General features: G+C 45.0%; 12 protein-coding genes. 4 read left to right on the top strand and 8 right to left on the bottom strand.

Annotated features, from left to right (window positions below):
- Window positions 1-417: 417 nt before the first annotated feature.
- The gene (locus ACTQ9T_RS07465) at window positions 418-1,626 is read right to left on the bottom strand and encodes a hypothetical protein (protein WP_440464650.1); all 1,209 of its coding nucleotides are present in this window, start codon (window positions 1,624-1,626) and stop codon (window positions 418-420) included.
- Between the two features lie 245 nt (window positions 1,627-1,871).
- Window positions 1,872-3,326, bottom strand: coding sequence for a Do family serine endopeptidase (locus tag ACTQ9T_RS07460; protein WP_189583335.1), 1,455 nt, complete (start codon window positions 3,324-3,326; stop codon window positions 1,872-1,874).
- Window positions 3,327-3,990: 664 nt separating this feature from the next.
- On the opposite strand from ACTQ9T_RS07460, the gene ACTQ9T_RS07455 reads away from it, so the two are divergent.
- Window positions 3,991-6,222 (top strand): cation:proton antiporter domain-containing protein, encoded by a 2,232-nt coding sequence (locus tag ACTQ9T_RS07455; protein WP_440464649.1) that lies wholly within the window; start codon window positions 3,991-3,993, stop codon window positions 6,220-6,222.
- A gap of 391 nt (window positions 6,223-6,613) precedes the next feature.
- Here the strand turns inward: ACTQ9T_RS07455 and tmk are convergent, their stop codons facing one another.
- Together tmk and mltG are read right to left on the bottom strand one after the other, a co-directional pair.
- Window positions 6,614-7,324, bottom strand: a complete 711-nt coding sequence (tmk, locus tag ACTQ9T_RS07450; RefSeq protein WP_440464648.1) for a dTMP kinase — start codon at window positions 7,322-7,324, stop codon at window positions 6,614-6,616.
- Between the two features lie 111 nt (window positions 7,325-7,435).
- Window positions 7,436-8,731 carry an endolytic transglycosylase MltG gene (gene mltG / locus ACTQ9T_RS07445; RefSeq protein WP_440464647.1) on the bottom strand — a complete coding sequence of 432 codons (1,296 nt, stop codon included), beginning with the start codon at window positions 8,729-8,731 and terminating at the stop codon, window positions 7,436-7,438.
- 169 nt (window positions 8,732-8,900) lie between these two features.
- Between mltG and ACTQ9T_RS07440 the strand changes: the two genes are divergently transcribed.
- Window positions 8,901-9,665: a DpnI domain-containing protein gene (locus ACTQ9T_RS07440; protein WP_440464646.1), complete on the top strand. Its 765-nt coding sequence runs from the start codon at window positions 8,901-8,903 to the stop codon at window positions 9,663-9,665.
- Here the strand turns inward: ACTQ9T_RS07440 and ACTQ9T_RS07435 are convergent.
- Entirely contained in the window at window positions 9,662-10,156 is a 495-nt protein-coding gene (locus ACTQ9T_RS07435; protein ID WP_440464645.1) for a hypothetical protein, read from the bottom strand. The genes ACTQ9T_RS07440 and ACTQ9T_RS07435 overlap by 4 nt on opposite strands.
- A gap of 59 nt (window positions 10,157-10,215) precedes the next feature.
- Complete coding sequence (locus ACTQ9T_RS07430; protein WP_010200911.1) at window positions 10,216-10,782, bottom strand: hypothetical protein; 567 nt, start codon at window positions 10,780-10,782, stop codon at window positions 10,216-10,218.
- A 155-nt stretch (window positions 10,783-10,937) separates the two neighbouring features.
- Here ACTQ9T_RS07430 and ACTQ9T_RS07425 point away from each other — a divergent pair, with 155 nt between their 5' ends.
- On the top strand, window positions 10,938-11,135 hold the full coding sequence (locus ACTQ9T_RS07425; RefSeq protein ID WP_141629748.1) for a DpnD/PcfM family protein: 198 nt from the start codon (window positions 10,938-10,940) through the stop codon (window positions 11,133-11,135).
- Here the strand turns inward: ACTQ9T_RS07425 and ACTQ9T_RS07420 are convergent.
- Complete coding sequence (locus ACTQ9T_RS07420) at window positions 11,132-12,154, bottom strand: aminotransferase class IV (RefSeq protein ID WP_440464644.1); 1,023 nt, start codon at window positions 12,152-12,154, stop codon at window positions 11,132-11,134. The genes ACTQ9T_RS07425 and ACTQ9T_RS07420 overlap by 4 nt on opposite strands.
- A 15-nt stretch (window positions 12,155-12,169) precedes the next feature.
- Window positions 12,170-12,844 carry a hypothetical protein gene (locus tag ACTQ9T_RS07415; protein WP_415195660.1) on the bottom strand — a complete coding sequence of 225 codons (675 nt, stop codon included), beginning with the start codon at window positions 12,842-12,844 and terminating at the stop codon, window positions 12,170-12,172.
- A gap of 376 nt (window positions 12,845-13,220) precedes the next feature.
- Between ACTQ9T_RS07415 and aroE the strand changes: the two genes are divergently transcribed.
- Complete coding sequence (aroE, locus tag ACTQ9T_RS07410; protein WP_440464865.1) at window positions 13,221-14,081, top strand: shikimate dehydrogenase; 861 nt, start codon at window positions 13,221-13,223, stop codon at window positions 14,079-14,081.
- Window positions 14,082-14,115: the final 34 nt, after the last annotated feature.

Genomic DNA, 14,115 nt, shown 5'->3' with positions numbered 1-14,115 from the left:
TCAATTAATGCTCAGCCTAGGTATATCGTGTGCCATTTTAAGCCCTATTTAACGCGATGGTAATGCGCAAGAGTGACTGATTATAGACTTTATTATTTAGGGTCTGTTGAACATTCAAATATTAGGACTGCTGATCGCTAAAATTGCCCCAAACTAGGCGTAAACCGACGATACTGTCGAGACCTTAGCTAGGTTTGCAACAACGTTTGGGGCGATTTTAGCATCAGCCTTTCAGGGCAGGACTATTTTTTGCCAATACATGGCGAAATTGTCTACCCTAGAGCGACTAGGCGTCAAAAATTTCACTGCGTATTGTCTAAAAAATAGCCACTGCCAGTTCCACATTTGAATGTTCAACAGACCCTAATAGTTAGTTTAGCGTAATTATGAAACTGGGATAAATGCTTTTGAGTCGTTTTAACGAATCGTCAACACATCGATAGTCGGACGATACAAGCGAAAAGGCAATCCTCGAGTGCCCACTCCGCTACTGACAAATATCTGCGCGCTACCATGCTGATATAAACCGCGCTGCTTACCCATCCGGCTGCTATCCAATAACGACGACTGATTGCCTATACGGCGAATATCTTGCTTTTTTTGCGCCTTTAGTATGTTTTTCTGTATCGCTTTAGCAGCCCCCGTTATCAATAGTGGTCGCGGCTGTAGCAATTTTGGTAAGTCGCTAATACTATCAAATCGTGACGCAAGGATAATGACAGGTTTAGTCGCCTGCGCGATTTCGGCACTGAGCGCCACTTTACTAGGTACCTGCAAAGTTTTGGCATCGCTCGATTGTTTCGGAACATCTTGCCAACCGCAAAGCACCGCCACGACTGGATTATCCTTTGGGTTTGTTTGTGTACGGGTATTCGGGTGACCTTTAACGGAGCTTGTTTGATTTGCTCTTGATCGACCGTTGCCAGTTTGGGCACATTTAAGCGGCAACGACGTACATTGCTGCCCGATATAATTGATATCAAGCACATCAAAGGCACTGGCCAAGGTATCTTTCAATAGTGGCTGACCTTGCTTGGTAGTATTAATCGACTGATAACGCAAATCCGAGGTACTCATCACCGTATAAACGGGTTTGTTTACTCCCTTAAACAGCATCAACTGCCCCACCAAATCTGCGCTCGGATAATAGAGCCAGTCACCTGTAATCAGCACTGCATCTGCTGACAGCGCATTGATGGTAGCGACAAGCTTGCGAATATGACGCGGCTTGCCACTATATAAGCCAATACGCAAATCTGCTAATACCGCTACTGTGAGCGGGGCTGACAAGTCTAAATCAACCGCATGATGCTGCACGCGCAAACAGTTGGGCTGCACAACGACAGTATAAAAATACAGACCCATCGCGATGGTAGCCATCAATACAACGCTCGGTGATAATTGTGCCAGTAAAGGCGTCACCTCTTGTACTCGCCCAATTACCAACAGTAACGCCCAAACTGGCATGGTATAAGCAGCATAATATAGCGTCAATTTTGACCAAATACGCAAAAAGCGTTTTGTAGGATTGGCATTGAACGTCTGTAATCCTGACCACAAGATGATATACGCTAGCAATGCTGCCGCTGTCGTGATGCTGAGCGTATAAAAAGCGTGGTCAGTCATAATTACCTAGCTGTATATAGAGGTATGAATAGTCGTTTGTGCAGTGGTCAATTAATGTTGTTCAATCAAATCAACACCCAACTCAATGTCGCTTAATCAAAGTTAAATCGAGCAATAGCATATCATCAAAATCAATCGATAAAAAAATCAGCCATTATAGAGGTCGCGCTCTATGATAGACAAGTATAATTATCAACGCTTAGTGAGATACTTCATTTAAGCATAGTGGATTGACTATATGGTGGCTATTCAATGCGCAGGCCGATAATACCGGGGATGCCTTGGCGCATGACTTCAATCGTTACTACCCCTTTTTTGGGAAGTGAGGAGATAGCGCTGGAGAAATCCGTGACCTTCGCAATCGGTTTTTGGTGAAAGTTGGTAACGATATCGCCAGCGAAAATACCTGAACGAGCGGCTAAGCCAGTCGGGTCGACGGTCGTGACCAATATGCCTGTTTTGTTGTCAACAGCTAGCTCTGCCTGCTCATCTGGAGTCAAATTGCGCAGACGTAAGCCCAGTTGTATCTCATCGTCTTGCTGTGAGCCGCTTTGCGCTCGGACATCATTTGGCGCGTACGTTAGCGTGCCTTTTACGGTCATTTGCTTGCCATCACGCTGAATCTGAGCACTGAACGGATCATTGGGTCGCGCCCGATTGAGCAGATTCAATAAATCTGCGGCGCGCATAATCTGCACATCATTATATTGCAAAATAATGTCGCCTGATTGCAGACCTGATTTTTGTGCTGGTGAGTCTGGTGAGACACGTGTAAGCAGAGCGCCCTGTGGACGAGCCAAGTTATACGCTTCGGCCAGATTGCGATCGATGTCTTGAGGATAAATACCCATATAGGCACGCGCGACTTCACCATTGGTTTTTAGCTGCTCGTAGATATCCATCGCCGCGTCAATGGGGATAGAAAACGACAAGCCCATATAACCGCCCGTCCCGCTAAAGATACGTGAGTTGATACCGATAACTTCACCGCGCTGATTGAATAAAGGTCCACCTGAGTTACCCGGATTTAATGCCACGTCGGTTTGAATAAAAGGCACACTGGTCTCACGTGAAAAACTGCGTGACTTGGCACTCACGATACCTGCGGATGCCGAATAATCAAAGCCAAATGGCGAGCCAATCGCCAATACTGGCTCACCTACTTTTAGACTGTTTGAATCGCCAATGGGCAAAGCTGGGAACTGATCACCCACGACTTTGAGCACGGCCACATCTGAGCGCTCATCGCTGCCCACCAAGGTCACATCCAGCTCGGTTCTATCATTAAGAGTCACGGTGATTTTGTCTGCTCCAGCAACCACATGATGATTGGTCAACATATAACCATCAGTGGTGACAAAAAAAGCAGTGCCATAAGCGTGTTCAATCGCGGGCTTCGCTGCTTGATCTGGGATACGCAAGCGATCCCCGAAGAACTGACGTAACAGCTCGGCGGTTTGCGCTTTGGCAAGCTCATCTTCACTGACCGTTTTGGTGACATTGACCCGTGCCACCGCTGGCGTCACTTGCTGTACCAAGTCAGAGAAATCAGCAGTGGTGACCGCTGCTTGTGCCTGAGGCATAGTGGCTGCATTAATGCCTATCGCCATTACCGTGCCGATAGACAGTGCCAAACTGCTACGTTGCAACCAACGCTGCATACGAATAGTGGGTTGCGCTTGAAACATATTGATAGGCATATTGTCTCCATATGAGTGGTTATTATTGTTAGCAACAATATTATCGCTATTATCGCCATAATAGAATAGATAGCAAGCTTGTATAAATCTATAGGGATAATCTATAGCAATAATTTATAAGGAACAATTTATAAGCAACCATCTTGAACGCTGGTCAGCTTATTACTATTACTTGCCTACCAGTTTGTGTCGTAGCGATGGGTGAGGATAATGACGTGAATATAAGCCATTCTGATACCGCGTCGTCTTATCCCCTCGATTTTGTAGTCTTTTATAGCGCGTTCACCTAATCATGTGTCAGCGCAGAACGATGGCGCGCGGCTATCGCGTCAGACAGACCCTTGACATATATAAAATAAAATCATGATATGATAACAAGCCTAATAAATTTTTTAGCAAACAATAGTTAGCCGTATCAAGCAGCTATGAACTATACACTAATCGAATTGGCTTTTAACGCCCTTATTTTCCATCTTTTGCGCTTCTAGCATTTTTTTATTTATCTAGAGACGCGTTTGTCTTTACTACTATATAGTATATATATCATCCATGATTCATGATGGCTATGGTTATTATTAATTTGCCGTTATAAAAGGTTTTGGCCGCTAACGATAACCCACTTTAATAACTAGACAGCATCACAAGATTATAAAAGGATTAATTTATGGATACCGCCCTATTATTATCCGGCGTGGTTGGGATCGGCATTGCCGCCCAATGGTTGGCTTGGTATTTAAAGCAACCGTCCATTTTATTTTTGTTACTCATTGGCATTATTGTTGGACCCGTACTCGGCGTTTTCGACCCTGATTTAGTCTTGGGTGAGCTGATGTTCCCGTTCATCTCTTTGGGCGTGGCGATTATTCTGTTCGAAGGCTCACTGACCCTTGAGTTTGATGAAATCAAGCAACACGGCACGGTCGTACAGATGCTGGTGTCGGTCGGGGTGCTCATCACCATTGCTATCGTCGCGCTGTCGACTTATCTATTGTTCGATGTCGATCCATTGATTGCGTTGCTATTCGGGGCGCTGGTATGTGTCACTGGTCCGACGGTGATTATGCCGTTGTTACGTAGTGTGCGCCCCAACAAGACCATCTCCAATATCCTCAAATGGGAAGGCATTATCATCGATCCCATTGGCGCTATCGCCGTGGTATTGGTCTATGAGTATATTATCTCTGGTGGTGAAGCCAGCAGCATATTGCTATTTGCCAAAATTGTCGTGCTTGCAACGGCGCTTGGTATGGCTGGCGCGTGGGCATTGGCGTTTTTAATGCGCCGCCATATGGTGCCTGAGTTTTTACGCAATGTCTTTACCCTAGCCTTTGTTTTGGTTTTATTCTCTGTCTCCAACCATTTAGAGCATGAGTCTGGTCTGCTAACCGTCACCGTCTTGGGCGTCGCACTGGCGAACTGGCCCAAGTTCCCACGTGAGACTATTTTAGAGTTTAATGAATCTTTAACCGTTTTACTTATTTCGGTATTATTTATCATTCTAGCAGCTCGTGTGGAGCTGGCAAGCTTAATGAGTGTGGGCTTTGCAGGCTTGGTGCTACTCGCTATCGTGATGTTCATCGCGCGTCCCTTATCGGTCTGGGCTTCTTCTATTGGCTCAAACCTAAAAACCAATGAAAAGCTAATGATCAGCTGGATTGGACCACGCGGTATCGTCGCCGCTGCTATCTCATCGCTGTTTGCGATTCGTTTGCAAGAGTATGATATTCAGGGCGTTGAGCTGCTCGTACCTTTAGTATTTATGGTCATCATCGGTACGGTCATGATTCAGGGCTTGGGTGCAAAAGTAGTGGGCAACTTACTTGGCGTGCGTGAGCCTGAGACCAATGGTATTCTTATCGTTGGCTCCAATCCAGTTGCGTTGCTAATCGCAACCTCCTTAAAAGACCAAGGCTTCGATGTCATCGTCGCTCATAATAACTATACCAATATCGCCCGCGCGCGTATGAGTGGTCTGCGCACCTATTTTGGCAACCCCATCTCCGATCACGCCGACCATCATCTTGACCTTATCGGTATTGGTCATCTATTCGCGATGAGTATGGATAAAGAGATGAATACCTTGTCTGAGATTCATTACCGCCATGAGTTCGGTGAGCGCAAGCTCTATCGCCTCAAGTTCAGCGATGAAAAAGTAAAAAGTGAGCGCGATGATAAGCAGTCAAACTTTCATTCGCAGTGGTTGTTTGGCAAAGACGTAACCTATACCAAACTTGCTAGTATGCTGTCCAAAAAAGCCCGTATTAAAATCACCAACATCACGGACAGCTATACGTTTGAGCAGTATAAAGCCGACAATAAACAATTTGTGCCGCTCTATACCCTAGACAAAGAAGGCAAGCTGCAAGTCATCACTGATAAGTTCGAAGGATCAGTACCACGTGATCGCAAGCTGATTTCTCTGGTCGTTGATGATGAAGTCCAGCCAAAGCCAGTGGACGTCACGCCAAAACAAGAGCAAGCCCGTGCTGCCGCAGATGCCAGTTTTGAAGCCAACTCTAAAGCGCCTGAAAAGCGTAAAGAAAAAGAGATGGTGGAAGATATCGCTGATACGCCAGAGCAAGAGCCATCCATAGCGGTGGATAAAGAGAGTGACGCAGCGAAAAAAACCGTAAAGGCTGAAATAGATAAACGTCAGGGAGCGGAAGCTAAAGATGTCTCTACTAGCACAGTCAACAAAGGGGTGATGGCAGATAATTCAACGGCAATGTCAAAAACCAGTAAGTCGACTAATAGTAGTACAAACGGTAATGGTAGTGCGCCCAAGATAAAAGGTGGTGCGCTCGACCCTAACCGCCTACCCGACTCAGATCATGACAATACCACCAACAATGTGAAGGTGAAGGATTCGGTAAAAAAGGATGCGGATAAACCATAAACGCTATAGTCGATTCAATTTAAAAGTAGTACAAGGCAACCGAGTGTAGATGTATATGTGATACCTCAAGCGAGGTTAACACTGTAATACTTTTATAGTGGAATGACTATATTGTCTGAAAAGCTAATAAGCAAATTAAAAGCCCTCATACTGATTATGAGGGCTTTTTTATAGGGCACTAGTTGACGATGTTTGGCAAGATTTAGCCCATTTAGATGATATAGTCAGTGCAAAGTAATATCGAACCATCACGCACTGCTGATATCAATTTTTCTTGCTTGCTATGCCTGTGCCTGTGCCTGTGCCGACAGAGGCTACAAAAAATTAATATCAGCAGTATCGTAGCGTTTTTGGGGTATTTTGACTATATCGAGTGAATTGGAGACACGCCCTAGCTAAGATGAAATCTTGTCGCAACTGTTTGCCATACTCGTGCACTGACCTCCTCAGCGCTACCTGAGGCATCGATACGCTGGATACGCTCAGGGTGCTCGGCTGCGAGCGTACTGAAACCTGTATGCACCCATGTAAAAAACTCAGTCGCCTGCTGCTCAAAACGATCCGCAGCACCGCGCTTATTGGCACGTGCCATGCCTTCTGATATCGATAAATCCAACCATAGGGTCAGCTCAGGCAACTGCGGTACGAACTGACTGATAAGCATATCAATCTTAGCTCGTACAGCCTCATCACCATGCGCACGTCCGAATCCTTGATAGGCGATGGTAGAATCGGTAAATCGATCACATATCACCCATGTACCCTGCTGCAATGCAGGTAGAATCACTTGCTGTATATGATCACAGCGCGCGGCAAACAGCAGCAACAGCTCGGTATCATCCTCGATATCCGTTGTAGGGTCTAATAATATAGCGCGCAAACGCTCTGCAAACGGACTGCCACCTGGCTCACGCGTACGAATATAGGGGATGCCACTGTCCTCTAGTCGCAAGCACAGTTGCTCAATCGCAGTGGTTTTTCCCACCCCTTCTGTGCCCTCAAAGCTGATAAAACGCCCTGTATTGGGCGTGCTAGTTGTAGGAGAAGTATTTGATTGATTTGGATTCGAAGATGATACGTTGGTGTGCACGGGTACTGACATGATATGACCTTGTGTCATCGATGAGCGCCATAGTGAGATTATAGCCGTCAAGTTATAGCGCTCAATAAACGATAGGTTTTAAAAGAGTAAAGGTGCTGCTGTTATAGACAGTTACTGCGCTGCTGCTTGAGATTTTTTCTCACGCATGACGCTCAAATAGTCTTTAACCGCTTGATTATGTGCCGCCAAGCTGTTGGTAAATTTATGCCCGCCGTTACCGGTTGCCACAAAATAAAGCGCGTCACTATCGGCAGGGTGTAGTGTCGCTTCGATAGAGGCCGCAGACGGTAGCGCAATCGGTGTGGGCGGCAAACCATCGATTTGATAGGTGTTGTAGGATGTTTTTTCGTCGATGTCTCTACGGCGGATATTGCCATCATAACGACTGCCCATGCCATAGATGATGGTCGGATCAGTCTGCATGCGCATTCCTTTATCCAAACGATTTCTAAACACGGCAGAGACGATAGGACGCTCCTCTGATACGCTGGTTTCTTTTTCAATAATAGAGGCCATGACCAGTGCTTCGTAAGGTGTCTTATAAGGTAGGTTTGGCGCACGATTTTCCCATGCTTTGGTCAACGCTTGCTGCTGACGCTTATACAAATCCGTCAATACCTGCTTGTCACTGGTGCCCTCGCCGTAATAATAAGTGTCAGGCGCAAACCACCCTTCAAGATTATGATTGACGATAGGGTCGTTACTGTTGGTCACGCTCTTTGGCAATATACCGACCAAGTCCAGTCCTTGAGCAATACTGGCGTTACTAGCATCACCGCTGCCCGCTATTAGCACTTCTTTTTTGATATTGTCGTTATCACGTAGCGATTGATATAAGTCTTTGGACGTTTTACCTTCGATAATTTGCACTTTTACCATTGCCGCTTTAGCACCCTGCGCGAGCACTTGTAGTGCCTCAGCGATGGTTGGGTTCTCTGGTAATTGATAAATGCCTGCATGTAATGGTGCATCGACTTGCGACTTAATATAAAGCTTGGCGACACTAGCAGAAAACAGTGGCGTCTGCTGTTGCCACTGCGGCAGCAATCCGTAGTAGGTCTGACCTTGCTCGATCGTGACCATCTGCTGCGGCTGCTCAATCCGTCCAAACAGTGTCTGGTAGACTATGACTAAGAGAAACGCAGCAATAAGCCCCAGCACAAGCAATACTTGATAGCCACGCTGCATAAAGAACGATTGATTGTCCACTTTATATTTACGCGGTTTACTTTTGCCGCTGATGAGCGAGATATCCGTTGCCGGCAATTCTTCGCCTGCGGCCTCATCCACGACTGGCTTGGCATCCGATGGCGCTCTAGCGATGCGCTCGTCAACAGTGCCCTCTTGCTCATTGGATGGAGTATCATTAGGACGTTCAGGAGGCGTTTCAGGTGTTGGATTGCTCATGGCAACTCGCAAGGCAGAGGTTTGCTAGAATTTAGCACTGAACCGTGCGCTTTTCAATGGTATTTGCTTAGCTTGTGAATTAACTTGCTGTAGATGCGCATTTATATGACTGAATATTCCTGCGCTTTTATTGATATTTTTGTTTTGTCTACTACAACGAAAACTTATTATGAATCTATATTTCAATCAACCTCTCTCTGCAAACTATCAATCTGAACCCCAAAGGATTCGTGTGCTCAGTGAAGATTGGGTTGCGAACCAAAGCTATTGCCCTAATTGTAATGCCGAGCCATTGGTTGAATTTGTTAATAACCAACCTGTCGCTGATTTTTATTGCTCAAACTGTCATGAGGAATATGAGCTAAAAAGTAAAAAGGCAAAATTAAGCAACATTATTAATGATGGTGGTTATGACACTATGATTGAACGTATTAATAGTGACAATAATCCCAGCTTTTTCTTTTTGACCTACTCTCAAGAATATAAGGTGAATAACTTTTTAATCATTCCTAAGCAGTTCTTTCAGCCGGACATGATTATAAAACGCAAACCATTATCCGTTACTGCCAAACGCGCTGGTTGGGTTGGCTGTAATATTGACTTGCGTAAAGTGCCTGAGTCGGGGAAAGTGTTTTTGGTCAAAGACCAGCAAGTCATACCACGCGATAATGTCACCAAGCAATTTCAGAAAACCTTGTTTTTACGCGAGCAATCTATCACATCACGTGGCTGGACATTAGATGTTTGGCAGTGTATCGATAGGCTGGATGTGAATTTCTCTCTCAATCAGGTTTATGCTTTCGCTGACTTATTAAAACTCAAACATCCCGAAAACAACCATATAAAAGATAAAATCCGTCAACAATTACAAGTGTTACGTGATAGAGGCATTATTGAGTTTTTGGGTCGTGGACATTATCGAAAATTATATTAAATTTGATTATCATCCCAAAGTGGCAAATAAGCGCTTGCCACCAATCGTTCATAGAATTTGTGCGGAGGATAGTCCATTTCCAACTCATCATTTACTTTAAAAAAAGTGTCCATATTGTCTTTAATACATTTAGAAAATTTGTTTTTTACCTGTTTATTCCAGCCTATTAATAGTTCTAATGGCGTACGAGAAGCCTTGGTAAAAGCTTGTCTTTTTACGGTAAGCGCACACATCACAAGCTCATCATGAGGCAGTTTATCTACGCCTTGCTCTATGACTTCTTGGCGGATATGCGCATACTTAAATACCCCACCAAATGCTGTATATTTTTTATCTTTCTTAGAATAAACAATACTGAATGCTATCTTCGAATAACCAGCTAAGTGAACAATTTCATCAGGGTGTTTTTTTGCTTTACGACATATTTCATTAAATAGCATTAATCGGCGGATTTGTAGTGGGATACGTTTTTCTTCATAGGTAGTACGCATTTTTTATCTCCTGCTAAATAATCTTTAATCAGATACGATTGATTTCTACGTATTTTAAATTATATTAAACGTTTCTCATTGAAGCGTTCAGGTTTTGGCTGCCCTTTATTATCACGGTAGACGTCTGCGATTAACTCCTCTCTATCGTCCCATAAAGGTAAACGTGCCGTTGCAACGAGACGGTCATGAAACTTATGCGGTGGGTAGTCTGAGTCAATTTCATCATTAATCCGAAAAAACACTTCTTCACGATAATCGACGTAAGCGTGCATTCTATTTTTAACATAGTTATTCCAATACCAAACTAGCTGGATAGCTGTGCGCGCGGGCTGAGTAAACTGCTTTAAATTGACTGTTAGTGCACGCGTGACTGGTTCGTCGTTAGGAAAAACTCTAATACGTCGCTCGATAACTTCCTCTCTTGTTTCTGCGTACTCAAACACACCGCCAAACGCAATAAACTTTTTAAAGCCTTTCAAATACATAACACCGAGCGATAATTCCGTGAATCTTGATAAGTGAATAATTTCATCAGGTTGTTTTTTTGCTAATTTGCAAATCTCATCAAAAATTAATAGTCGACGGATTTGTAAAGGTATACGTTCATCTTCGTAGACGTAGTCCATGGATTTCTCTCCTTATCAAATCACTATCATTGATCGATTTTCCTTATCGCACAAGGCTACGTAACAAAAGACGATCACTTCTTTTTAAGCGCTTTTGCTAACCTAGGCTATATGAATAATAAAGAAATTTTGATAAAGATATATTGGGAACAGCGATGATGAAAACTGATAAGAAATTGAAGAGAGTTTTTCAGATAGAAATTGTCGAAACGTTGAGTAATATCGTGGAGGTTAACGCAGAGAACGAGCAAGACGCGCTATTAAAAGCACAAGATATGTATCGCAATGAAGAAGTCGTTTTATATCCTGATGATTTTCTTGACACCAAATTTAATATTTTTAAATACGGTTAAACTGATTCAAAACCCACCACTTCACCCGACAATAACGTCAAACTGGTCATTGGCATGATGCCGCGTAGCGCATTACAAAAAAATAGCTGCTTTACTTTAGGTAAATCCGCATCTTGCAACGATCTAATGATGACCGGCTGCTCTGTGCTGGATAACCCATCGATAAGCACTTGTCGCATTACGCCAGCGACACCCGATTGCGCCATCGACGGCGTGTACCATTGACCAGTGCTTAGATAACTGCTGTTTTGAAGAGGTGGAGGATTGGAAGATTTTGCGAATGGCGATTCTGATAATTGATAGAACACATTACTCATCGTCCCTTCAACCCAGTGCCCGCTCATATCACGCAGCAGCCCCTCACCGATATTGGGTTCGGCACTCGCTGGTAAAAGATTGGACGATAAATGATTGGCTGGTAAGAAGGGGTTGGATGTTAATGTTTGGGCTTTAACGCGTTGTAGCTCAGCGCTTGCCAATACATTATCCAGACGATTTAAGCTTTTGAGTCCGGCCAGCGGTGGCGGTAGACAGGCGAGTTGTGAAGACAAGCAAGTGGCAGAAGCCACTGGTTGCACAGGCACTAAGCGTCCATTCGGTAGACGTAGCTGATCAGCAGTGGCGATAGACATGGCAGAAGACTTGAGCCAGACCTCGCAAGCACTACCGGATGTACTTGGCGCATAACCATAACCACGGACATCTTGCGCCGCGCGGGTGACGATAAGCTTAAGCATGCCTTGCTGCAATTGCTTGGCCTGTGTCTGCAAAGTGGCCAATAGCGCTTGGCTATCGATATCGAGCTGTAGAGCGTCGGCATGAGAGTCAAGGCGCTGCTGATGATAGTCCGACCACAGTATCAGCCCATCGATGACGCCCATAGTGGTAAAAAATCCATCACCGTATGCCAGTCCGCGATTGTCTAACGGCATTGTTAACGCTGTTACTGCTGTTACTGCTGCTTTATCGCTAGCCTCGCTTAGAGGTTGCAGACGTATCCAGCTGTTAGACGGCGGCATGATAGCTCCCACCATTTAGCTATTGTCTGTTTGGGCAGCAGCTTTATTAAGCACCAGCATACAACTATAAAACTCACATTTCGCCAGCTCTATTTTTTGCCCACCGATGGTTTTATCTTTGATAATTTGACCGTTCAGCATATCAGCGAGCACTTTGCCACCGTCATCACCCATCAGCTGACGCGCTAGCATATAGGATTTTTTGGCATGATTTTGACTCAGCTCTTTTTCTTTATCAGAGTCAGTTGGATTGGCATAATACCAGCCAAGTTCCAGATATTTTTCGGAATCGATGATATCTAAATAAGGCGCATCGGTATTCATAAAGCGATACTTAGAAGCTGGATTACTGGCATAGTCTAGGCTGTTTTCGTCGGTACTCACCACTTTACCAAAGGTCGCTTTGATACCATCTAGCTCATCAACCGTGATCGGCTCTACTTGGTCAGCGCCCCATGCCAGCACATCATATTTTACTGGTGTGCCTTGCTGAGCAGTCGCACCATCTAAATCAGCCGTACCAGTCGGAGCGGTCTGCGTAGAAGTATCTGTGGCGGTCTGCTCGCTAGTGGTTGCCGCGCCAGCCTCTGGATCTTGGGCGTCTTCTTTGGTGCTATCACAGCCACTCAACGTCACGCCAACTGCCATTATCATACTGACCATCAGGGTCTGTAGGTTATTATTCAACATGGACAATGTACTCACACTTTTAGATTGATCTCAAAATAGTATTAACGAGCTGGCAGATACGCCACTGATAATGAAGAATGTTTTATTAAAAAGCTTGGTGATAACCTAGCAGTTACTAGCGCATATTGATATCGATTTTTATGCTCACTAGTTTACCCAACTGCTGAACGCTTGACTACCTTTTACGTTACGGATACCACTCCCAGACAGTACAGATTTGTTAAAGACCTCACGTTTTAAACCCCTATGTTCAATCCTGTATTTGTCGCTTGACCACCCTATTTGTCAAACATAGCGTTATCCCTTATGATGAATGGGTTTGAACGGTTATCAATCTGACTCCTTCATGCCCTTACTGCCAGCGGACTATTTATTTATGACCCAGCACTTTATCGTTATTGGCAATCCGATTGCCCACAGCAAATCTCCTGGAATACATACGCTATTTGCGGCGCAAGCAGGCATTGATATTCGCTATCAACGCCAGTATTGTCCCGATGATGCAGCCAGCTTTGCCGCGGTCATCGAGGCATTTTTTCATGGTGGCGGTGTGGGTGCCAATGTGACAGTTCCCTTTAAACAAGTCGCTTATGCGTGCTGTCAGTCGCGTGGTGGCTTATCAGAGCACGCCAAAGTCGCTGGTGCGGTCAATACGCTACTGCTCAATAAAGCACTATTAAACAGTGGCACGCCAATAGCAGAGGCGCTGTACGGTGACAATACCGATGGGCAAGGGTTAATCAATCATATCACCAGCTTAGGCTGGCCGCTGGATGGTGCTCGCGTTGCCATCATTGGCGCTGGTGGTGCCGCGCGCGGGGCAATATTACCTTTGATTCAATCCGGTATCGCAACACTCACAATTGCCAATCGCACAGTGAGCAAAGCCACCGACTTGGTCAACGAGCTTAGCGCTGCCAGTACGTCTATTAGTCAGCAGCAGATTACTACTTGTACGACTAGCGAGTTGAGCGGACAGTTTGACATTATTATTAATGCGACATCGATTGGTCTATCGGGCGAGACCTTGCCACTGAACGACACGCTAAGCACGCAATATGCTTACGACATGATGTATGGTCGCACTCTACCGTTTTTAGAGCATTTTTCGGCACGTGGGACGCAGACCTCAGACGGCTACGGCATGCTTATCGGACAAGCGGCGCTAAGTTTTGAGCGCTGGACAGGTCATAGTATCGATGTCGTACAAGCCACTAAAGCTCTCAACGCCAAATAAATCAGACCGTCATTTATATGCTGCTTTGAACCAC

This window comes from Psychrobacter sp. ASPA161_6, assembly GCF_051970285.1.
Taxonomy (GTDB): domain Bacteria; phylum Pseudomonadota; class Gammaproteobacteria; order Pseudomonadales; family Moraxellaceae; genus Psychrobacter; species Psychrobacter glaciei.
The sequence above is the reverse complement of the archived record's forward strand: the minus strand, read 5'-3'. Positions and strand labels throughout refer to the sequence as shown.